Origin of the sequence: Collinsella sp. HCP28S3_G2, from assembly GCF_052065125.1 — a bacterium.
Lineage (GTDB): Bacteria > Actinomycetota > Coriobacteriia > Coriobacteriales > Coriobacteriaceae > Collinsella.
In genome coordinates this window covers 1-1,350 of sequence record NZ_JBQHUO010000034.1, presented here as the reverse complement: position 1 = coordinate 1,350, position 1,350 = coordinate 1, and the positions used below count along the sequence as shown (strand labels likewise).

The window sequence follows — 1,350 nt, the reverse complement described above, 5'->3', positions numbered from 1 at the left end:
GGCGGCGGGCGGGGCATGGCCACCGGACCCATCGAAACACATCTCCACCATTCCTTCAACTGGGAAAATGGCGCCCCCGGGGCCCGAGAGGGGCCGCGGGGGCGTTCGGTTAACTGCGGGAGCGAGCCATCAGCTCAATGTGTTCGGCTGAGATCGGAAATCAACCTACATTTTGTCGGCGGTCATGCACGCCGACGAACGCAACCGGGCTATGTCCGAGGCGCTGGGAGAGGACGTGTACCACTACCACCTCCATGTGGTCTATATCCCGGTGGTGGAGAAGGAGATACGATGGACAAAGCGGTGTAAGGACAAATCCCTGGTGGGCAAGGTCAAAGAAACCGTTATGCAGGTCAGCATGAGCAAAAAGTGGGCGTCCCGGCCCGCAGTAGACGAGGCTACCGGGGAGCCATTACGAACAGCAAAGGGCAAGCCTGTGCTGAGAAAGTCGTACAGCGTCTTGCAGGATGATTTCTTTCAGCAGATGCGCTCCGCTGGCTACACGGACTTGGAGCGTGGAGAGCGTGGCAGTTCCGAGGAACATCTGACGGTCACGCAGTTCAAGGTGAAGTGTGAACAGGAGCGGCTTGCACAGCTTCAGGAGGCGGCTGTGCTGGCCCAGGCCGAGGTTGACCGAAAGAACAGGGAGGCGGCAGCTGCCGAGAAGAAAGCGGCCCAGGCCAAGGCCAAACTAAACGATGTGGCCCCCATGCTGAAAGGCATGGAGAAGCTGGCGGAGGAATTTTCCAGCGACCCGGAACAGGTCTTGCCAGAAGCGGGACCGCTGGAATCGGCCAGGGCCTACCGGGAGAAAAAGGCCAAGCCCTTATGGGCGAAGATCGTCAAGGTACTGCGATCTGTCTACCGGGCCTACTGCGACCTCAAATCCAAATTTGAGCGGCTGCAAGCGGACTATGGCCGGGAGGTCAGCAAAAATAGTTCCCTGTCAGAAAGGATTTACGAGGTCTGCGCCGAGCGAGACAGCCTAAAGGGAAAGGTCAGAGACTATGAGCGGGTCAGGCGGGCCATTGGCACGGAACAGGCGGACAGAATATTAGAGGCCGCTTACCAGCAGGAACAGGCTGAAAAGGAACGGAAACGGGCCGCAAGGCAAAAAACAAGGGTAGGCGCACGGTAATCACCAAAACCGGAGGGTGTTCCAGTGAATGCCCTCCTGATTTATTGGTTGATTTCCGATCTCAGCCGAACACATTGAGCTGACGGCACGCTCCCGCAGTCAACCGAACGCCCCCGCGGCCCCTCTCGGGCCCCGGGGGCGCCATTTTCCCAGTTGAAGGAATGGTGGAGATGTGTTTCGATGGGTCCGGTGGCCATGCCCCGCCCGCCGCC

The 1,350-nt window shown here is 59.2% G+C and carries 1 protein-coding gene; it reads left to right on the top strand.

Going from position 1 to position 1,350, the window contains the following annotated elements:
- The first annotated feature begins 172 nt into the window (after nt 1–172).
- A complete protein-coding gene (locus ACTNB2_RS08800; protein ID WP_441044935.1) occupies nt 173–1,138 on the top strand; it encodes a hypothetical protein in 966 nt (321 codons plus the stop codon).
- Nucleotides 1,139–1,350: the final 212 nt, after the last annotated feature.